This is a genomic window from Solwaraspora sp. WMMA2065, from assembly GCF_030345075.1.
In the GTDB taxonomy this organism is placed as follows: domain Bacteria; phylum Actinomycetota; class Actinomycetes; order Mycobacteriales; family Micromonosporaceae; genus Micromonospora_E.
The window spans coordinates 1,800,243-1,819,989 of sequence record NZ_CP128361.1; the positions used below are offsets into that span (position 1 = coordinate 1,800,243).

Annotated in this window: 14 protein-coding genes and 2 pseudogenes; 8 read left to right on the plus strand and 8 right to left on the minus strand. The window is 69.3% G+C overall.

Annotation, left to right across the window (positions count from 1 at the left end; genetic code table 11):
* Positions 1–28: 28 nt before the first annotated feature.
* A complete protein-coding gene (locus O7610_RS08325) occupies positions 29–238 on the minus strand; it encodes a ferredoxin (RefSeq protein WP_289212983.1) in 210 nt (69 codons plus the stop codon).
* A gap of 485 nt (positions 239–723) precedes the next feature.
* Here O7610_RS08325 and O7610_RS08330 point away from each other — a divergent pair, with 485 nt between their 5' ends.
* The gene (locus O7610_RS08330; RefSeq protein WP_281555151.1) at positions 724–3,822 is read left to right on the plus strand and encodes a choice-of-anchor M domain-containing protein; all 3,099 of its coding nucleotides are present in this window, start codon (positions 724–726) and stop codon (positions 3,820–3,822) included.
* A gap of 125 nt (positions 3,823–3,947) precedes the next feature.
* Here the strand turns inward: O7610_RS08330 and O7610_RS08335 are convergent, their stop codons facing one another.
* The 4 genes from O7610_RS08335 to O7610_RS08350 all read right to left on the minus strand — a co-directional run bounded on the left by O7610_RS08335 (position 3,948) and on the right by O7610_RS08350 (position 8,841).
* The gene (locus O7610_RS08335) at positions 3,948–4,487 is read right to left on the minus strand and encodes a hypothetical protein (protein ID WP_289212984.1); all 540 of its coding nucleotides are present in this window, start codon (positions 4,485–4,487) and stop codon (positions 3,948–3,950) included.
* A 233-nt stretch (positions 4,488–4,720) separates the two neighbouring features.
* Positions 4,721–7,435: a choice-of-anchor M domain-containing protein gene (locus O7610_RS08340; protein ID WP_289212985.1), complete on the minus strand. Its 2,715-nt coding sequence runs from the start codon at positions 7,433–7,435 to the stop codon at positions 4,721–4,723.
* Positions 7,327–8,118, minus strand: a complete 792-nt coding sequence (locus tag O7610_RS08345) for a hypothetical protein (protein WP_289212986.1) — start codon at positions 8,116–8,118, stop codon at positions 7,327–7,329. The genes O7610_RS08340 and O7610_RS08345 overlap by 109 nt, the downstream gene beginning before the upstream one ends.
* Positions 8,119–8,418: 300 nt before the next feature.
* Positions 8,419–8,841, minus strand: coding sequence for a hypothetical protein (locus O7610_RS08350; RefSeq protein WP_289212987.1), 423 nt, complete (start codon positions 8,839–8,841; stop codon positions 8,419–8,421).
* Here O7610_RS08350 and O7610_RS08355 point away from each other — a divergent pair.
* The 6 genes from O7610_RS08355 to O7610_RS08380 all read left to right on the plus strand — a co-directional run bounded on the left by O7610_RS08355 (position 8,834) and on the right by O7610_RS08380 (position 15,393).
* Positions 8,834–8,956, plus strand: coding sequence for a hypothetical protein (locus O7610_RS08355; RefSeq protein WP_289212988.1), 123 nt, complete (start codon positions 8,834–8,836; stop codon positions 8,954–8,956). The two genes, O7610_RS08350 and O7610_RS08355, sit on opposite strands and share 8 nt — an antisense overlap.
* Positions 8,957–9,415: 459 nt before the next feature.
* The gene (locus O7610_RS08360) at positions 9,416–10,048 is read left to right on the plus strand and encodes a TetR/AcrR family transcriptional regulator (RefSeq protein ID WP_289212989.1); all 633 of its coding nucleotides are present in this window, start codon (positions 9,416–9,418) and stop codon (positions 10,046–10,048) included.
* 194 nt (positions 10,049–10,242) lie between these two features.
* The gene (locus tag O7610_RS08365; RefSeq protein WP_289212990.1) at positions 10,243–12,054 is read left to right on the plus strand and encodes an ABC transporter ATP-binding protein; all 1,812 of its coding nucleotides are present in this window, start codon (positions 10,243–10,245) and stop codon (positions 12,052–12,054) included.
* Entirely contained in the window at positions 12,051–13,793 is a 1,743-nt protein-coding gene (locus O7610_RS08370) for an ABC transporter ATP-binding protein (protein WP_289212991.1), read from the plus strand. Before O7610_RS08365 ends, O7610_RS08370 begins: the two co-directional genes overlap by 4 nt.
* A 15-nt stretch (positions 13,794–13,808) precedes the next feature.
* Entirely contained in the window at positions 13,809–14,144 is a 336-nt protein-coding gene (locus tag O7610_RS08375) for a hypothetical protein (protein ID WP_289212992.1), read from the plus strand.
* Positions 14,145–14,163: 19 nt separating this feature from the next.
* Positions 14,164–15,393 (plus strand): MFS transporter, encoded by a 1,230-nt coding sequence (locus O7610_RS08380; RefSeq protein WP_289212993.1) that lies wholly within the window; start codon positions 14,164–14,166, stop codon positions 15,391–15,393.
* 141 nt (positions 15,394–15,534) lie between these two features.
* Here the strand turns inward: O7610_RS08380 and O7610_RS08385 are convergent, their stop codons facing one another.
* A complete protein-coding gene (locus tag O7610_RS08385; protein WP_289213723.1) occupies positions 15,535–15,732 on the minus strand; it encodes a hypothetical protein in 198 nt (65 codons plus the stop codon).
* 427 nt (positions 15,733–16,159) lie between these two features.
* Here O7610_RS08385 and O7610_RS30605 point away from each other — a divergent pair.
* Positions 16,160–17,137, plus strand: a pseudogene (locus O7610_RS30605) (AMP-binding protein); the annotation flags it as partial.
* A 54-nt stretch (positions 17,138–17,191) separates the two neighbouring features.
* On the opposite strand, the pseudogene O7610_RS30610 reads toward O7610_RS30605, so the two are convergent.
* Positions 17,192–17,701: pseudogene (locus O7610_RS30610) on the minus strand (biliverdin-producing heme oxygenase); the annotation flags it as partial.
* A 563-nt stretch (positions 17,702–18,264) separates the two neighbouring features.
* Positions 18,265–18,999 carry a DUF981 family protein gene (locus tag O7610_RS08395; protein WP_289212995.1) on the minus strand — a complete coding sequence of 245 codons (735 nt, stop codon included), beginning with the start codon at positions 18,997–18,999 and terminating at the stop codon, positions 18,265–18,267.
* Positions 19,000–19,747: the final 748 nt, after the last annotated feature.

Here is a 19,747-nt window from a genome sequence, read left to right on the forward strand (position 1 = left end):
GACAGCATCACCGAGATGAAAACCATTGTCAACTTGGGGCGGCAGCCTCCCACCGCAGGGCACCCGACGGACAGAGCGCGACCACCTCCCGCAGTCCGTCGCGACCCGGGACGTCACCCCCGCCGCCCAACCACACCACGACCCCGGTACGCGGATCCTGATCGAAGAGGTCGGGCACGAGGCGGGCACAGTGACCCGCCCCCACACACAGCCGTTGATCGACGACGATGCCCGTCACGCCCGTGCCTCCATCCGCCACCGGCTCCTGCCGAGTGCCGCGCCCACCGGCCGGCGCTCCGAGCCCCACCCGGCCGGCCTCCAACCACACTGGAGCCGACCCCGGCGAGAGCGCGACCCCCAGCAGAAAATGATTCTCATTCTAACAACGCCGGGCGGTCGCCGGAACCGGCGGACACGACCCCGATCCGCAGGCACCCAGCACGCCGGTCGTCGCCCGGCTGAACCACCGACCCGCCAGACCCGCACAGTGACCTGCCCCTCCAGCTCCTATCGAGAACGGTTTTCATTTGCTACGGTCTGCGGCTGGAGGAGGAACTGATCATGACCGCGACACACTTACCCTTCCGTCCACGCCGCCTACCCAACCGGCTGACAGCCGGCGCCGTCGCCACGGCGGTAGCCGCCACTGCAGCCGCGTTCCTACTACCTACGAACCAGGCATCGGCGACCGCCGGCCCGGCACCCGAGCCGCACGAGTACCGCGTGCTCCAGGACATCCACACCGACGCCGTCTCGACGTTCCTCGACGACGACGCCCTGGTCCTGGGCACCAGGGCAGACGTGCCGGAGGGCAACGGGACCCGCTTCGCCCCCGACGAGGTCTGGTTCCACATCGACGACGACTCGGCGCAGACGTTGCCCACCGGCTTCGAGTTCATCGCCGCTGCAGGCACCGACGTGTGGATCGCCCCCGAGTCCAACCCCGGCGGCGGCCAGCTGTGGCCCGGTTTCTCGACCGAGTCGGTGCCGTCGGGCGCGATCGACGGCGACCAGACGAAGTTCACGCTGAGCGGCTTCACCGGCCCCGGCGATCTCGAACTGTTCAGGACGGGATCGTTCGGTACCCCGACCCGGCTGTGGTCCTCCGACGAGGATCACAAGGAGTTCACCGTAGGCCGTACCCACATGCACGCCAACTGGGCGTTCACGGCTCCGGGGACCTACCGGCTCACCGTCACCGCCACCGTCACCGTCGACGACGCACCGATGACCGACACCGCCACCTACACCTTTGTGGTCGGCGGCCTGCCCAGCGCCGTCGCCACCACCACCACGGTCGAGGCGTCGGCCACCGAACTCGCGATCGGCGACCCCGTCACCCTGACCGGCACAGTGACGCCTGCGGACCTCGACGGCTACCTGGAGTTCCGCAGCGACGGCACGGTGCTCGGGCACACCGCCGTCGAGGCCGGACAGGCCACCCTGGCGGTGACGGATCTGGCGCTCGGCACACACTCCCTCACCGCCTCGTTCGTGCCGGCGGTCGGCAACGTCGCCGGCACGTCGACGTCCACGCCGATCACCGTGACGGTCACCGACGAGTCCGGCGGCGAGTTTGGCATCGAGGGTATCGCCGAGTCGTACCAACCCGGCGACACGCTCCGGGCGCACGTGGTCGGGGCCACTCTCGCCGAGGGCGAGCAGTTCCGATGGAGCATCCGCCCGATCGGTTCGACCAGCAGCGCCTGGTCCTTCAACGGCACCGGCGGCGAAGCCGCACAGGGGGTCGTCGAGCAGCAGGTCGACGCGGGGTACGACGGGTACGAACTACGGGTACGCATCCGCGCTGACGGCATCTACACCGCCAGCTCCGACTGGGTGCCGATCACGGTCGACGTCACCGGCGAACCGCTGGCCGCAGGCTTCGTCCCGAGCGGCCCGGCGTACCTCGGCGACGAGGTCGTCATCGAGACGACCGGCCAGGCGCTCGCCGATGGCGAGAGCCTACGCCTCGTGCAGCGGTGGGGCTCCCCATGGTTCCCGGTGCCCAACGCCACCCAGGTTGACGCCACCACCCTGCGGGTGCTGCCGGCGTACTACGACGACAGCGGCGAATGGGCGGTACAGGTCGTCCGTGACGGCGTGGCCGTCACCCAGTCCACACCGTTTCCGGTCGACATCCGCAGGCGGGAGGTACTGGTCGAAGGTATCCAGGGCGTCTACCGGGTCGGCCAGACCCTGCGGGCGACCGCCACGGTGTACCCCGAGAAGGACGGTCTGATCTACCGCTGGATCCTGCTCGACCTCGAGACCCATGAGAGCACTGTCGTCCAGGAAGGAACGGACGCCGCAGCGAAGTCGCTGGAACTGCCGATCACCCTCGACCACGACAACCACCGCTTGACGCTGGCTGCGGTCTGGGATTTCGGGACGTTTGAGACGTACACCGGTCAGCAGGCCAGCAAGCTCAACGTGTCGGACGCCGACCCGTCCACCCAGCTGTTCTTCTTCAACGGCCTCAGCGGTCACTACCACCAGGGCGGCCCGATCAACCTCCAGCTGATCGCCGACCCGCCGCTGGCCGAGGACGACACAGTCAACTGGCAGTGGGCGTGGCCCGGCAGCGACCAGTGGCTTGCCGTACCCGCAACCTCCGGGTTGACCCACTCCATCGTCGCCGAGCAGGCGCTCGACGGGGTACAGGTCCGGGCGACCCTGACCTTCGGCGGCGGAGCGGAGCCGATGACCGCTGAGCCCGTGACGATCCACGTCGACGACCACGGTGCCCCACCTAGCCAGCAGGTCAACGTCGCCGGCGACACGGCGTACCGCGTCGGCGAGGTCGCCAGCCTGACCGCCGAGGTGTCACCCGAGACGGTTCTCACCGGCTACCAGTGGTTCGACAAGCCGGCGGGTGCCGCAGAAGCGACGCCCATCCCCGGCGCGACCGGCAAGGAGTACACCTTCACCACCGCCGCAGCCGACAACGGGCGCGAGCTCAGCGTCGCGGTCGTCCTGCCCACCGGGCAGCTCGCGTACGGCCCGTCAGAACCGGCGACATTGGAGGTACGGGACACCGGCCCGCCGTTGACCGAGCTTCGCGTCGCAGGGCTTGCGGACCGCTACCGCCCCGGCGATATGGTGACGTTGACCGCGGTGCAGGAGCCGGCGACCGAGTTCGACCACTACCAGTGGTTCACCCGGACCTCCACCGACACGCAGTGGACGGCTGTGCCGGACACCGCCACGGCGGCGTACCGCTTCACCGCGACCACCGAACACGACGGGATCGAGATCATCGCCCGGTTGTACGATGAGGCCCACCTTGTCGTCGCGGAGTCGGTACCGGTCGTCCTTGCCGTCCCCGACCCAGGCGGCGAACCCGGTGCAGCCAGCCAGGAGATCATCGCAGCGGTGCCCGAGGGCACTCTGGTGATCGGCGTCGGCCCGGACGACCAGGTGGTCATGAGCGAGTTCGCGCTCAGCGCTACGGCCGACCGTTGGGTCTCGACCGGCCAGCTACGGCCGGTCCGGGTCACCGACACCCGCGCCGCCGCGCCCGGATGGACCGCCTCCGGCCAGGTGAGTGACTTCACCTCCGGAACGGAGACCCTGTCCGGTGCGTTCCTCGGTTGGACCCCGCGGATCGTGTCGCGACCCGGCACCGCTACGGTGACCGCCGGTGCGTCTGTAGCACCCGGCTTCCCGTCCGGCCAAGGGCTGCTCGACAGCAGCCCGCTCGCGGTCGGTGCCGCCGGCGCGCGTGGGACGAGCGAACTCGGCGCCGGTCTGCGTATCGAGGCACCTACCACGCAGGCACCCGGCACCTACTCCGCCACCATCACCTTCACCGCGATCTGACGCCGCGCGCGGCGGCCAAGTCACCGACGTCGGTGACTTGGCCGCCGCGCATCGACCGGCCGATTCCAGTGCCCACCAGGTGGACGGGACGGGATCCGGGTCGCCCGAGCGTAGTCAGGCATTACTCAGGACCGCGTGGCTCGAACCACCCCGAGCTGTCCGATCTCGGTGGCAAACCCGGCCGCCGACAGATCGTCGATCAGTTGCTCCTGTGACAGGACCTGCCAGGCGTACTCGGCGGCAACGTCGCGGACCGGCTGATCCTGATCGTCCAGCACCCGATAGCGCATTCGCCAGATGACCTGGTCAGGTCCAGCTGGACGGGCGGATCCACTGCCCTGATATCGGAACCGGCCAACGCGCACGGTGGTGAACTCGAACTCGGGGACAGGCACTGCCGCATCCGGCGGCTGCAGGTTGACCACCAGCGGGGCACCGGCACGCAGTCGGGCAGCCAGGCGCTGCCAGAGCGCGCGGCGGTCGACCGGCTGCGGGTGGCCGATCATGTTGAGCACCAGTGCCGCGCTGATCGTTCTCGGCAGGGTGGCCCGCTCGGCGGTCGCGGCAACGACAGTCGTCCGGGCGGCGAGATCCGGGCGTCGACGATGCGGGAGTACAGAGCCGCGCGCTGCACCGGCGACGGCTCGATCGCGATGATCTCGCATGACGGTACGGTCTCGGCCGGAACCTGGACGCCGCGGCCGCTTCCCGCGCCCAGGTCGACAGCAGGTGCGTCGGACCGGACACCGGCGAGCGCCTGCCGGACCGGTGTCCGCAGCGTCTGCCAGGCATCAACGCTCAGCAGGTCGAGGAATTCGCCAGGTTCCTGGTACTGATCGAGCAACGAACTCTCCATTCCGCGACTGCCGACCAGAGCGGTCGGAACGCAACGGTGCCATCACGAACCGGCGCAGTCGCCGGGGTCGACGCCGGTCGGGTCGGCCTCACCGACGACGACCGCCAGAGTGAATGCGTCCGACAGCGGGACGCCGTCGGCCCGACTGCCGGCGCGTTCGAACGCGAGGCAGTAGCTGCCCTGCGCCGTGAACATCCAGTTGCCGTGCGCGTAGGTGCCCGCGCCGATCCGGGTCGAATCCGGCAGCCCGGTGGCGGAACCGAAAACGCGTACCGGCGCTCCGAACGGCCCGGTCTGGTAGACGAACACGTCACCGGGTCCGTCGACGGCCGTCAACGACCAGGACAGTCCGCCCCCGGCCAGGTCGGCCGGACGAATGGCCTGCGCAGACCAGCTCAGCCACAGCAGGCCGGGTCGTTCGGCCTGCGACAGGCCCCAGACGGGACTGCTCACCGGGCCGATGAAGCCGTAATCCGCACTTGGCGCTGCCGTCTGCGACTCCGGAAGGAGTTGGAGTACCACGTCGGAAGGCTCATGCCAGAAAGCCCCGTCGCTGTCCGGAGAATGGAAAATCCCCTTGATCGTCAGGTCCCGCTCCATGGTGCGCGGCCCGCCATCGTCGAGCATCGAGGCGATGTCCACGTATCCCCGGTTGAGGATGACCGCGCCGGATGCCGTGCGGGACCAGTTCGGGACGTCCCAGGGATCGTCGACCGGGTCCGGGTCGTCCCCGGGTAGCAGGTCCACGCATCCCTGCGGGTCGACGCCGCTAGGGTCGGCCTCGCCGACGACGACCGCCAGGGTGAAGGCGTCCGACAGCCGTGCGCCGTCGGCCCGGCTGCCGGTGCGTTCGAACGCGAGGCAGTAGCTGCCCGGCGCCGTGAACGTCCAGTTGGCGTGCACGTGCGAGCCGGCGTCGGTCCTGGTGGTGTCCGGCAGCCCGGTGGCGGACTCGAAGATGTGCACCGGTGCGCCGGACGGGCCGATCTGGTGGACGAAGACGTCACCCGGCCCACGGGCGGCGGTGAGTGTCCAGTTCAGCCCGCCGCCGGCCAGCTCGGTCGGCTGGATGGTCTGCGCAGACCACCCTGGCCAGAGCAGACCTGGTTGTTCGGTCTGCGACAGGCTCCAGATCCGGCTCCCGACCGGTCCAATGAAGGAGTACGCCTCACTCGGCACGGTCGTCGCAGACCCCGGAAGGAGTTGGAAGACGACGTCCGACATCTCATGCCAGTACGCCCCGCCGCCGACGGGTGCGTGGGACAGGCCTTCGGTCGTAGTGTCCATCACCCGGGTACGCAGTCCGCCGTCGTCCAACGTCGAAGCGATGTCGACGTGTCCGCTGTTGAGGATGACCGCGCCGGATACCGTGCGGGACCAGTTCGGAACGTTCCAAGGATCGTCAACCGGGTCGGGCTCGCCACCGGGGACGGGCACCTCCTCCGGCCGCGTCGGTCGTCCACCGTCCACGCAGGTCCTCGTCAACGTCTCGGCGTCGTGGGTGAAGAAGGCACCCGGATAGGTTCCGTCAGGGTTGGCCCGGACCGTGGGGTCGAGCGGGCCGTCAACGACGAACGTGAGCGTCCTGCGGTCCACCGCCTCATGACCTTCGGGCAGGTCGGCCGCCCATTCCAGGGTCAGGCAGTACTTCCCCGGTCGGCTGAAGGACCACCGGACGGCGCTGATCGTGTCGCCACCGCCCGCACCCGTCCACAGCCGGTGGGGCTCGGTCGGGCCGATCGCGGTGTTGAACACGAACGGCCCGCTCTGGGTAAGGCAATAGAACAACGCCACGTCACCCGGTCCGGCCACCGAGTGCAGCGACCATCGCAGGTCGCCGTGGAGTTGCTCGGGCCGGATCCCGGTGGCGTCCCAGTGGATCACCTGCATGGAGTTGCCGTACACGCCGGTGTCGAAGCCGGGCACGTTGCCGGTGCCGGCCCGGAACAACGCCGCCAGGCGGTGGAAGATCACGCTTTCCGGGTCGTGGGGTGCGCCAGGCGCGGCCAGCGTCGGGTCGAGGACCGAGAGCTGGGTATCCAGATCTCCGTCGGAGATCGTGCTCACCAGGGAGGACGCGGCCGCGCCGAGCACGAACGGCGCCGACACCGGGTCCGGTGCTGGTGCAGCGGCGGCGCGCTCGGGGTAGTCCTGTGTCCGTCCGCACGGTGTGACAGTGGACGCGTCGGTGCCGTCCCCGACCGCGAGGGTGAGCTGCTCCGCGTCGGAGACGCGCCGCCCGTCCCCGGTTTGCGCTTCGATGGTCATCGCGACGCAGTAGACGCCGGGCCGGGTGATCGACCAGTTGAAGTGGGCGTGGGTGTGCAGCGGGACCCACCGCGCCGCTGGTAGGCCGAGTTTCGTGCTGAACATCGGCAGATCGATGCGTTCCATACCGAAACCGCCCCGCTGGGGGTACCCCTCCCATAGAACGACGTCGCCGGGGGCGGGCTGGTCGCCCGGCCCGGTGACGGCGTCGACCCGCCACAACACCCTGTCCTGTCCCAACCCGGCCAGCGTCGGTGACTCGGTACTCAGTCCGGCCCACGGCGCCCCGGCCAACCGGCCCAGCGGCAGGTTCCAGTACGACGTGGCAGGCGGGACGATGAAGGACCAGTCGTCACCGGCTGCGTACCCCATGGGGGTTATCAGTTTGACGGAATTCGGCACGGCGATGACCAGATCGTCGTACTCGATCCACTCGGTCCGGGATTCACCGGGCACGTCGTACCTGGCCCGCAATGACAGCGCGTCCACTCCGTCGACCGAGTCGATCCGCGCCGCGACCGCGTCGATGTGACCGCCCGGACGAGCCAGTCGGCGACTGACGGGTCTCCCGGGTCCGTCGGGTCCGTCGGATCGGTCGGATCGGTCGGGTCACCGGGGTCGGTGTGGCCGGGGGTGTCACCGCAGTGGGCATCGGACGCGATGTCGTCGCCGACCGCCACCCGCAGCCGCACCGAGGCGTTCGCGGTCGCGCCATCCGACAGTGGTGCGCTCGTCGTCACCGTCAGGCAGTACATCCCGACCGCTGAGAAGCGGAAGCGGTCGTTGATCGTCGTACGGGGTGCCAGCTCGATTGGGGTCGACCCCTGCGGCGTGCCGTCGCGCTGGACCCCGGTGCCGAATCGGACGCCGGCCGGCGCGTTCGGTTCCGGGGACAGGAACGGTAGATCGGGAAGCTGATAGAAGGCGACGTCGCCCGGCCCGCTCACCTGCGAAAAGGCAAAGGAGATACGACCGCCGTCGGCGAGTAGATCGTCGTGATAGTCGTAGCCCGCGACTCCCCGGGTGGACAGTGACAGCTTGACCGCCGACGACCCGGTCAGCCAGCCCTCGGTCGCGTAGCCCGGCGATCCCGCCGCGCCCAGCCAGGCGTACGCCTCGGCGTCGGGCACCGGGTAGGCCGCGTGCGCCGGCAGCCGGAACCCAAGTACCACCCGTGACCTCGGTGATCTCGCCATGGTCAACGAGACCGATGACCATCCCACCGCCCTCGACCGGATACGAGGTGAACTCGTACTCGCCTGAGGAACTCTCTTCCGGCACCGTCGCGGCGGCCGACGCCGGAGTGGACAACAGTGTGGTTATGACAGCGACCACCGTCATGACCACGTACGTCGGCCTCGGCTTGCGCCGATACCGTTCAGCAGGCTTCACGGGTTTCCCTTCGAGGCAGGCGATCCTGTTCCACTCAGGGGGCCGGGGCGGCCGCGTCACGGCCGCCCCGGCCAGGATGATCAGGGAACGATCACGAACTTCGCAGCCAGCCAGTTCTGGGTGGACAGCGGTGCCGAGGCGGAGAATCCGAAGTACAGGTTGTAGGTCTGCGGCGTGGTCGCCTTCGACGGCGCGTAGAAACGCCACTCGAAGTGGGCGTGCGTCCCCGAGGCGAGGGGGTACGTCCCCGACCCGGTGCCCAGCACCTGCGAACCCGTCGAGTTGAACAGACGGACGTCACCCGGGTTCGCGCCAGCGGCACTCATCCACGCCGCGCCACTTCCAGGGCAGGAGCCTTCGAAGTTGAACCCGACCCAGGGGGCTGACGACTGTGTGGCCGAGCCGATGTCGACCGTCCAGCAGCCGGCGGTCCCGGTCGTCGGCACCCAGGTCACGGCGGTGCTCACGTCGTCATAGACGAACGCGTAGTTGTGCATGTCCACCGGGTTGATCGGCGTACCCGAACCGATCTTCGTCGTCAGGGCGAGTGTCGGGCTGGATGGGCACTCGATGTTGACGATGTCGATGTGGCCGGCGGCGACGTCGTTCGTCGCGTAGACACCCGCGTACGCGGGCGAACCACCGACCAGGGCCAGCAGGAATCCGCAGACGCTGGTAGCGATGGCGGCGATGGGTGTCGCCTCGTACCGCGCTGGACGCCTGCCCTTCTTGTTGTCCGGACAGCAGTCACGTCAGTCACGTCTCAGTCGCCCTTCACTCGCTCGGCTGGAGATCCCCGCTCGGCCCACGGTGGGCACCGGAATCCCCGCCAGGTGGATTCATGAGACTGACTCCCATCTTCACCTAACCCATCGACTACCGGCCTGTCTAGACGATCTAGTCAGAACCCGAAGCGGGACCAGCGTCCCACCGCAACGCTGCCCGGACGGCCACCACGACCCCTCGCAGCCCAGATGGCCGTCCGGCCCGGTGCACATGGAACGCAGGCTCAGGCGGAACCAGCGATGCGGATCCTCGCGGCGGCGCACGGGTCAGGGCATGGCATCGTCGGCGGCTATGGGCGACAGGGAACTGAATCGGTCGACAATCGTCGGCGCAGGAAGACGGCTCGCGCAGAGCGAGGGCGTCGGTGCGGTGTCGATGCGCAGAGTGGCGGCAGAACTGGGGTGCTCGGCGATGGCGTTGTACCGGCACGTGTCGGACAAGCGCGAGCTGTTGATCCTGGTTCTCGACGATGTGGCGTCCGGATTGCCGCTGCCGGTCGTCGACGGCCCGCCAGGCCGGCGGTTGTTCACGTTGTTCGACTCCTTGCACGGGTATCTCGGTGGGTTCCCATGGGTGGTCGATGTGCTCCGGGAGGGTGAACTCTTCGCGCCGCAGGCGTTGCGATTCACCGAGGCGGTACTGGAGGCTCTGGTCGCTGCGGGGATTCATGGCCGTGACGCATTAGCTGTGTACGCGGCGTTGTGGCAGTACACGCTGGGGCATCTGGCGTCGGCCCATCCGCCGAAGGACCCGGCCACCCGGGCCCGCCGGGACGAGTTGGTCCGCCGGGCGCCACTGGACGAGCTTCCACGGATGCGGTCGATCATGCCGCTGCTCGTCGAGTTCGACGCGGAAGCGGCCTACGCGGCGGGCCTCACCGCGCTGATCCGGGGCGCACTGCCCGCTGGCCATCCGAACGGATGACCGACCGGTCGGTCGTCCGGTCACTGTTGGGTCAGACATGGGCGCGACCTTGACGTCGGCAGTTCTTTAGGTAAGCCTATCCTCTGTTTACACCGTACGCAGCACGTGGTGATCCGGAGTGAGACCATGGCCTTTCCGAGCTTTCCCACCGACCCGTTTCCGACGCGGGGCGTCGGCATGCCCGAGATGTCGGCATGAGCACGAACGACACGGACACCGCCGAACGGGCAAGGACGTCCGATCCGAAGGCACTCGCGGCGCTGCTGGCCCCGATCCGGGTCCAACTGGTCCTCGCGGTGCTGCTACAGGTCGTCTCGGCGGTGGCGTCGCTGGTGCCGTTCATCGCGGTCGCCGAGATCGGCCGCACTCTGCTGGCGGCCGGGCCCATCGACGAGGGTCGGGTGTGGGCGGTCGTGGTCTGGGCGGCCGGTGGGCTGATGGTGCGGTTCGTGACGCTCACCGCCGCAGGTGGGATCACCCATTTCGCCGATGTGCAGTTGCAGTTGCAGATACGCCGGCGGATGGCCGCCCACCTCGCGACCGTGCCGCTGGGCTGGTTCACCGACCGGTCGGCCGGGCAGGTGAAGAAGGCAGTGCAGGACGACGTGGGCGCGATGCACCACCTGGTCGGGCACGCACTGACGGATCTGGCCGCGGCGGTGGTGACCCCACTGGTGGCCCTCGGCTACCTGCTGTGGGTCGACTGGCGGCTGGCGTTGCTGACACTGGTCACGGTGCCGCTGTTCGTGGCGGTGTACGCGGTGATGATGCGCGGCTATCCGGAGAAGATGGCCCAGTACACCGCCGCGCTGGCCCGGATCAACACAGCGGTGGTGGAGTTCGTACAGGGCATCGCGGTGATCAAGACGTTCGGGCAGGCCCGCCGGGCACACCGCAGGTTCCGGCAGGCCACCGACGACTTCGCGGACTTCTTCGGCGCCTGGGCCACCGGGATGGTCCGGGCGGAGGCGGTCGCCAGCGCGTTGGTCGCACCGCCGGTGATGCTGCTGGTGGTGCTCGGCTGGGGCACCTGGTTCACCGCGAACGGCTGGGTGCGGCCCGCCGAGGTGCTGCCGTTCGTACTGCTCGGTCTCGGCCTGACCGCGCCCGTGCTGACCCTGGGTTACGGTGCGAACGAGTTGCGACTGGCCCGGCAGGCCGCCGGCCGGGTGATCGCGCTGCTCGACACGCCGTCTATACCGGAGCCGACGGCGACCCGATCGCCCGATGGCAACCGGGTCGTCTTCGACCGGGTCGTCTTCAGTTACGACGGTCGCACCGAGGTACTCGCCGATGTCGATCTGGTGCTGGAGCCCGGTACCGTGACCGCGCTGGTCGGATCCTCCGGCTCGGGCAAGTCGACGCTGGCGTCGCTGCTGCCGCGGTTCCATGATGTCGACTCCGGGGTGATCACGCTCGGCGGCGTCGACCTGCGGCAGATCGCTGGCGCTGAGCTGTACCGGCGGGTCGGGTTCGTCTTCCAGCAGGTCCAGCTCGTCCGCGCAAGCGTGCGGGACAACATCGCGCTGGCCCGGCCGGACGCCACCGACGAGCAGATTCACGCCGCCGCGCGGGCCGCGCAGATCCACGACCGGATCCTCGCCCTGCCGGCCGGATACGACACGGTCCTCGGCGCCGACGGGCACCTCTCCGGTGGCGAGGCACAGCGCGTGTCGATCGCCCGGGCGCTCCTGGCCGACGCGCCGATCCTGGTGCTCGACGAGGCCACCGCGTTCGCCGACCCGGAATCCGAGGCCGCGATCCAGGACGCGCTGTCCACGCTGATCGCCGGGCGGACGCTGCTGGTCATCGCGCACCGGCTGTCCACTGTCGTCGACGCCGACCAGATCGTCGTGCTCGACACCGGCCGCGTCGTCGAACGCGGCCGGCACGCCGACCTGGTGGCCATCGGCGGCCGGTACAGCCAGCTGTGGCAGGCCCACGAACGCACCGGCCGGTGGGCACCGCACACCGCCACCGTCGAATCGCTGGAGGTCACGCGATGATCGGCCTGCTCAGCCGGGTCCTCGGCCCCGACTATGCCCGTCCACTCCGCCGACACCTGGCCGCGATGATCGTCTACAGCCTGCTGCAGGCAGTGGTGTTCACGCTGCTCGTTCCGGTACTGCGGGCCCTGCTGTCCGGTGACACCACGGCTGCCTGGCGGTGGCTCGGTGTCCTGGCGGTGACGGTGGCCGCCACCGCGGCCGCCTACTACGTGCAGGCGCAACTCGGCTACCGCGTCGGCATGGCGTTGTCCCGGGCCGTGCACCACCGCACCGGCGACCACCTCGCCGCGCTGCCGCTGGGTTGGTTCACCGGGGAGAAGGTGGGCCGGGTCGCCCGGCTGGCCAGCCAGGGCGTCGTCGACATCATGGGGGTTCCGGCGCACCTGCTGCAGCCGGTCGTCTCCGCCGTGGTCACCCCGGCCGCCGTGGTCGCCGTACTCGCCGTGTTCGACTGGCGGTTGGCGGCAGCCACCCTGCTCACCGTCCCCGTTCTGGTTCTCGTCTACCGGTGGACCGGCAACCTGGTCGCCGCCAGCGACCATGCCGTCGACGCGGCCGGGGCAGAGGCCGCCGCCCGGGTCGTCGAGTACGCCCAGACCCAGGCGGTGCTGCGGGCCCACGGCCGCGCCCGCGACGGCTTCGCCCAACTCGACGCGTCCCTGGCGGAACAGGCGCGCGCTGGACGGGCGCAACTCGTCCGTGCCGTTCCGGGGCTGGCGGCGTTCGTACTCACCGTGCAGGTCGCGGTCACCGCCGTCCTCGTCGTCGGTGCCGCGCTCGCCGTCGGCGGTGATGTCGACGCGGCCGAACTGATCGCACTGCTCGTCCTGGTGATCCGGTTCGCTGAGCCACTGGTGACGGCAGCCGACCTGGGCGGAGCGTTGCGGATCGCCCGGAACTCCCTCACCCGCGTCGACGAACTGCTCCGTACCGCGACCCTGCCGGAACCGGCCGGCCCCGCCGCCGGTCATCCTGACGACGGCAGCATCGAACTGGCCGGGGTCAGCTTCGGATACACCGCCGGACGGCAGGTGCTGACGGACGTGAGCCTGCGGGTGCCGCCCCGCAGCATGACCGCGCTGGTCGGTGCGTCCGGCTCCGGCAAGACCACCATCACCCGGCTCGTCGCCCGGTTCTTCGACGTCGATGCCGGCGTCGTACGGGTCGGCGGGACCGACGTACGCGAGCAGACCACCGAGCAGCTCATGGCCCAGTTGTCGCTGGTGTTCCAGGACGTCTACCTGTTCGACGCCACGATCGCCGACAACATCCGCACCGGTCGCCCCGACGCCACCGACGATGATGTCGAACGCGCCGGGCGGCTGGCCCGTGTCAACGAGATCGTCGAACGGCTGCCCGACGGGTACCGGACCCGGGTAGGTGAGGGCGGGGCCCGGCTGTCCGGCGGGGAACGTCAGCGCATCGCCATCGCCCGTGCCATCGTCAAGGACGCCCCGATCGTGCTGCTCGACGAGGCGACGGCCGCGCTCGACCCGGCCAACGAGGCCGCGGTCCAGGAAGCGCTGACCGCACTGACCGCGAACAAGACGCTCCTGGTCATCGCGCACCGCCTGCAGACGGTCCGCAACGCCGACCAGATCCTCGTGCTGGACAGCGGCATCGTCGCCGAGCAGGGCAGTCACGACGAACTGCTGGCCGCCGACGGCCGGTATGCCGCGTTCTGGCGCGAGCGCGAACGCGCCGGTGGCTGGCGGCTCGCCCCCGCCGTCTCCTGAGAGGACGCATCCACGATGCCGACCCTGCCCGTCGCGCTCGCGGTGAAAGCCACCCGCTGGTTCGGCCGTCCAGCGACCGTCACCGCCGTCGACATGCAACCCGACGATCGTGACGCCGTCACACGCCTGGTGCCCGGCCTGGACGTCCTGGACACCGGCGACGGGGCGGGCACCGCCCTCACCGCCTGGACCGACCGCATCGAGGCGGCCGCCTCCGTACGAGTCCGCGTCCTGCCGGCCGGGCACCCGCAGACCGCCCAGCGGGCCAGCGCGCTGCTGCGCACCAAGGGCCCGCGCCGCCGTGACGTCCCGGTCGATGCCTACTGGGCCACCGGGAAGATCGGCCTGTGACCACCGAAGGAGTACGGCGATGACGAGTCACACCTCAACCGGCCAGCCGACCGGCACCGGCAAGGCCGGTACCGGGGTGCTGCTGCTGGCCGTCCTGGTCGCGTTCTGTGCCCAGCAGGTGCTGCTGCCGGCACTGGCACCGTTCGCCCGCGAGACCGGGCTCACCGAGACCCAGCTCGGCCTGACCATCGGCGCCGCCGCCGCGGTGCTGGTGCTGGCCGCACCCTGGTGGGCACGCCGCTGCAGCACGTTCGGGCCACGTGCCGTCCTGGTGACGGGGTTGACCGTCGCCCTGGCCGGTCTGACCGCCTTCGGTGCCGTCGCCACCCTGGCCCTGACTGGTGACCTCGACCCGAGCCTCACCTTCATGCTCATGCTGGTGACCCGCGGGCTGCTGTTCGGGGCAGGGCTGGCCGCGGTGCCGGTCGCCGCGCTCGCCATCGTCGTCGCCGGCTCCACCGCGCAGGAGCGCACCGGCGCGGTCGGCAAGCTGGGTGCCGCCCAGGGGCTGGCGATCGTACTCGGGCCGGCGATCGGGGCTGTGGTCGCGTTCGCCGGACTGCTCGGCCCGGTGTGGGCCGCGCCTGCCGCAGTGCTGACCGCCCTGCTGCTCATGTTCGTGTTGGTGCCGCCATCAGTCACGACCGGGCCGCCGCCCGCCAGCGGCCCGGCCCGGCTGCGGCCATGGGACCCACGGATACGCTGGGTACTGCTCGTCGGGTTCCTGCTCTACACCGGACTGGGCCTGGTCCTGCTGACCATCGGCTTCGCCGTGCAGGACCGTGGTGGCCTCGACACCGACGTGGCCGCCCGGGCAACCGGCGCTGTCATCTTCGCCTGCGGCCTCGTACTCGCCGGCACGCAGGGCGTCCTCGTACCGAGACTCCGGTGGCAGCCGCGCCGGTTGATGCTGGTCGGCGCCCCGATCGCCGCAGCGGGCCTGCTGGCCATCGCGGTCGTGCCCGGCGTCTGGGGCATCGGTGCCGCCATGCTGGTCGTCGCCGCCGGCATGGGAATCGCGACGCCGGGCTACACCGCCGCCCCGTCGATGGTGGTCGAGGAACACGAACAGGCACCCGCCGCAGGACTGCTGACCGCAACCAACGGACTCGCCTTCGTCGCCGGACCGGCACTGGGCGGCGCACTGTACGCGGCCGCGTACCCGCTGCCGTTCGTCACCGCCGCGATCATGGTGCTGTTCGGGCTCGCACTGCTGCTCGTCGACCAGTCCGGCCTGGCGAGGCGCTGACTTCCAGGCTCGGGCAGCGCCCCTCAGACGGCGAAGCCGGACGGTCGGGACCACCCAGCCGAGCAGATCCACGATCAGCAGTCCCACGCCAACGCGGTCGGGCGACCAGCTGGGAACCGCGCCTGCGGCCAAGGGCTGCGCTCAGGCCCGGACCGCGCGTACGACGCCGAGTTGGCCGACTTCGGCGGTGAGACCGGCAGCTGACAGTTCGTCGAGCAGCTGGCCCTGCGACATCACGGCCTCGGCCAGGATCCGAACGCCGCGCCCGATCTCCTTGATCGGAACACCCTCGGCCCGATGCAGCCGACGGATCTCAGCCCAGTCTTCCAATGCGATCACCCCTCCAGCCTCGGAGGGGGTCAGCCCCAGTCCGCCGCTAGAGGGTCAGTCTCAGCGCGTCGTCGACACCGCCGCGTTGGTCGACTCCCAGTCGACGCGGGGCGCGGAGACCACCGACCGCGCCACCTGCGGTTACGACGACGGCAAGCGGGCCAAGGGTCGGATCCGATAGTCAGACCAAGACATGCGCACGGGAGGCCCCGGATCTGTCGACGCAGGATGGCGACCTCGTGCCGCAGTGCGAACGCCTCGGCCAGCGCGATGCTGCCGCCGCAGGACCGCTAGTCCCAGCACGGGCAGGCAGGCACCGCTGGAGACGCCGATCGGCGTCCGCTCGCGGACCCGGACACACGTGCGCAGCACCAGGCACATGCGCATCAACTGCCTACCATCACGACGGTGGTGGTCAGCCGGGATTGCTGCGACCATGGCATCGCCTGCGCAGCTGTCCAGGGGCACCGCGCCTGTGGCCATCGCTCGTCTTCCAACCTATGAGGAGTTTGACGTGACACCGTCCCAACTTCCTGCCGGCGCGCTACTCGACCGGTTCACCGAGCTGGCTGGTGAGCACCCGGAGCACCCCGCGTTCGTGGTGGCAGATCCGGACGGTGGCGAGGTCGTCTTCAGCTTCGCCGAGCTCGTCGCGTCGGCACACCGGTTCTCGGCCCACTTCAAGGATGCCGGTATCGGTCCGGGTGATGTGGTCGTCCTCGCTCCACAGAATCACCCCTGCTACCTGAGCCTGGTCCTCGGCACCTGGTGGGCTGGGGCTGCGGTCCTGCCGATCAGCCCATCATTCACTAGTGACGACAGCGCCCTGTTGCTCGATGTCGTAGCCACGCGGCTCGGCAGACCGGTGCTGGTGGACGTCAAACCGCATCCGCAGTACGGCACGCTGGTGCTCGACGCCGGACCGACTGCTGCCTTCACCCTGCACGGTGAGCTGACACCGTCCCGACGCCCCACGGTAGACGAGGGCGACTCGTACCTCTTCATGACTTCTGGTGGCACTACTGGACTACCGAAGATCATGCCTTACCCGCTCCGCTGGGTCGGAAACGAACGAACGCCTTATGCTAATGCTGGACTCGGCAACCGCACTGGAGCAGCGACGGGTTTCCGGACCCGATTGATCTGCGGCAGCCTCCACCACACCGGCAACTTCACCGTCGCGATACATGTGCTTCTCACCGGCTCCAGTGTCATCATTATGACCAGGTTCGACGCAACCCTCGCCTGTGAACTGCTACGTCGACATGAAGTCTATTCACTCGGCCTCACCCCGTACTACATGATGCTGATTCTCGGTCTTCCGGACCTGGATCGCAGCGTCTTCGACGGAGTAGCCAGGATCACTCATGGCGCCGCGCCCTGTCCGCACTGGATCAAACAGGCGTGGATTGAAAGCATGTGCCGCCTCGGCTGCAATCCGGCGCTGCTCGTCGGCGTCCCACAGCGCGTCATCCAGCATCTCGAAATACCGCTTTCGGAACTCGTCGGCATCCGGAATCGCCGCGAAATCGTACAGCTCGACGCCTGGACCGACGAGACCCTGATGCTCCGCCATCTTGTTCCGGAATACCTGGCCGCCGGCAAGGTCACCGACATACCGCACGTGGTGCTGCGCGATGTACCCCCCGGGCCATTCGGCCGCCAGCCTCCGAATCCAGGCGCAGTGCTCCTCCGTCGCCTCGTACGGCGCGATCCTGTGCATCCAATCCGGACCATGGTAGAAGGCAAGGTCGCGTTGGATCGGCCCAAGCCGCTCGAGCTCAGGAAAGAGGAACGGTGCCGCGATCGGGTCGGCGCGGACCTGCTCGGCAGTCTCCTCGAAGGCGCGGAAGATGAAGTAGCGCTGGGTAACGAACTCCCCGAAGGCCTCCACCGGCAGGTCGCCGGCGAGCAGTGCGCTGAGGAACCGCCAGCGCCCTGACCGCCGATGCACGGCAATCAGGGCGTCATGGATCATCGCTGAGAGCGGAGGGCTCGTCGTCGTCACTGGGGCAGCCGATCCTCTCGTCGACACGATACGGCCACAATCATAGGTCCGTCCACGACGGCCGGACCAGAGTCGACACCCTCACCTCGGTTGACCGAAGGTCATGTTGTCCTGAACGGTCGGCGGAGCCTACCCTGGGCCCATTCTAATCAGGTGCCGGTCCACGGCGTCGGGCCAGTCACCAGCGCCCTGGCGTGTACCACCGTCTGTATATCGTTGTCGACCATCGACTCGCTCAGGTACGGCCAGCCGGCACTACGGGCACGGGCCGCCGATCGGCTGCTACCCAACAGCCCTGCCCCGGACACGCGTAGTAGTGACATTGCCGGACCACGATTCGGCCGAACCGGTACGACAGTACCTGATCGGTCTGGGTCAGCCTCCTCATCGCAGTTGGGGAGGCTTCTCCCTGGCCGGCACGCTGAACGCAGCGGCTGTTGGTTGCCATCTGCTCGTGGTGAGACGCCGGGCTGATGCCGGCGTCTCACGGGTCGCGGCGGATTCGTTTCGTGGTCAGGCCGGATGCAGGCTGATCAGATTCGGTACTCCGTACCGAGACGGAGGTTGATATCCAGGCCGGCGTGGGTGTAGTAGTTCAAAATGCTGAACAGGGCGAAGACCAGTCCGCTGCCAAACCAGAGCCACCGCGCGGCGGTGAGCAGCCAGCCCGGACGCAGGCGGCTCAGCGGCGCCAGGATGGCACCGAGGCCGGCAGCCAGGTAGAGCAGCACGAAGAAGGTGTTCTCCACAAGTGGATAGCCGTTGAGCAGCCCGGTGACGGGTTCGGCGGCCGGCGCGCCGCCCACGATCTCGAACCGTGCGATGGCGGCGGCACAGGCAATCAGGACGCCGCCGAGTCCGATGACGACCACGGCGACCGGGGTGAGGTCCACCTGTTGCAGACCGGCGAGGTCGCCACGCAGGTGCCAGAGGTAGACCGCAGCGGCGAGCAGCAAGACGCCCAGGATCAGGCACGGCTCGCCGAAGATGAAGTTGAGCGGCGGGTTGACGGTCAACGGCCAGGTGGTCGCCATCAGCGCGCCCAGCGGCGCGAGGACCAGGCCGAGCGCGCCGAGCACCACCGCCCACAGCCGCGGGTCGAAGGTGCCACCGGCCGGTGCCACCGCCACCGGCCGGTCCTGCGCTGGATCGGGATCCGGGTTGCGGAAAGCCGGCAGGGCGGCTGCGGCCGCCCGCCGAAGCAGAAGCGACACCAGGATCAATGCCAGCCCGGCGACCACTCCCATGGACGTGTTGTAGAGAATCACGTGCCCTCCCTCATGTGGTGTCGACCCTTGCCTGGGATCGGTGCCTCGTCGGCATCCGCCCGTCACCATGACCGCGGCCGCCGCCGCCTGGGCAGCGGCACTGCACGGTCGGATCCGCCCGGTCTTGCGCAACCGCGACGGCGAGCGATTCCCTGCTGCCCGCGCGGCGGTCGCCGGCTGTCGGCGTGTCGCGGTCCGGGAGTCGCTCATCGAGTTCGGGAATCTGGCCCAGGTGGCACCGGCTGGAGCGGATCCGCGTGGCGATCCATCCGTGACCACAGTGGTCGCGGGTCCGCGTCGCATCCAACCAATGGTCAGCCGGGCTGTAACCACATAGCCACTTTACGTAGCATCACCCTGCTTACGCCAGGGCTTTGGCGAGGCCGACTTGATCATCCACAGTGACACTTGGTGGAACGCCAGGTGACCTGCCGGCGACTCGACTTCGAGACGGGCGACGGCGACGACCTTGGACGCATCGCCGCGCCGTGGTCCACCTACCGACCGACCACCGGTCCGCCCGGGCCGGGGCCGAGGCATGCTGTCCTGTCAGCACAGCCCATACCAGACGGCAAGGAGACCGCCATGCGACATCGAGCGACGGTCACTACCGACTCCGCGCTTCTGGCCGCTACTGCGACGGCCGCGACCGCGACGGCCTGAGTCAGTCCCCGGTTTCCTGGGAACTGATCGGCCACCGTTGGTCCACCCGATGCCAGCCGCCGCTTCCGTGCCTTACCGGTCCCCT

Excerpts from the sequence above, each read along its gene's own strand:
- O7610_RS08335 (WP_289212984.1), bottom strand. The coding sequence starts at position 4,487 with ATGCGAGATCATCGCGATCGAGCCGTCGCCGGTGCAGCGCGCGGCTCT.
- O7610_RS08355 (WP_289212988.1), top strand. The coding sequence starts at position 8,834 with ATGTCCACCGGGTTGATCGGCGTACCCGAACCGATCTTCGTCGTCAGG.
- O7610_RS08360 (WP_289212989.1), top strand. The coding sequence starts at position 9,416 with ATGGGCGACAGGGAACTGAATCGGTCGACAATCGTCGGCGCAGGAAGA.
- O7610_RS08365 (WP_289212990.1), top strand. The coding sequence starts at position 10,243 with ATGAGCACGAACGACACGGACACCGCCGAACGGGCAAGGACGTCCGAT.
- O7610_RS08370 (WP_289212991.1), top strand. The coding sequence starts at position 12,051 with ATGATCGGCCTGCTCAGCCGGGTCCTCGGCCCCGACTATGCCCGTCCA.
- O7610_RS08375 (WP_289212992.1), top strand. The coding sequence starts at position 13,809 with ATGCCGACCCTGCCCGTCGCGCTCGCGGTGAAAGCCACCCGCTGGTTC.
- O7610_RS08380 (WP_289212993.1), top strand. The coding sequence starts at position 14,164 with ATGACGAGTCACACCTCAACCGGCCAGCCGACCGGCACCGGCAAGGCC.